Genomic DNA, 258 nt, shown 5'->3' with positions numbered 1-258 from the left:
ACATCAACCTGCGCCACTACGCGTTCGTCGACGAAACCACCGACACCGCGCTCGACCTGCCTGTCAGCGAACCCTTGGTGCGCGACATGATCACCGCCGCCGATTCGTTCTACGTGGCCACTTACGTGGTGCGCGACGGTGAGCGGCAAGTCGATGTGTCCCATCGCGGCGGCAAATCCGGTTTCGTCCATATGGACGAGGACGGCACCCTGACCATCCCGGATTTCTCCGGCAATCTGTTCTTCAACACCTTGGGCA

Annotated in this window: 1 protein-coding gene; it reads left to right on the top strand. The window is 60.9% G+C overall.

Going from position 1 to position 258, the window contains the following annotated elements; genetic code table 11:
* Positions 1–258: hypothetical protein (locus tag AAEY83_RS16510; protein WP_502945208.1), on the top strand; the 258-nt coding region annotated here is incomplete at both ends.

The sequence above is a fragment of the Psychrobacter sp. TB20-MNA-CIBAN-0197 genome, from assembly GCF_040309765.1.
Taxonomy (GTDB): Bacteria; Pseudomonadota; Gammaproteobacteria; order Pseudomonadales; family Moraxellaceae; genus Psychrobacter; species Psychrobacter submarinus.
Note: the sequence above shows the minus strand (reverse complement) of the source record. Positions and strands in the feature narration are given on the sequence as shown.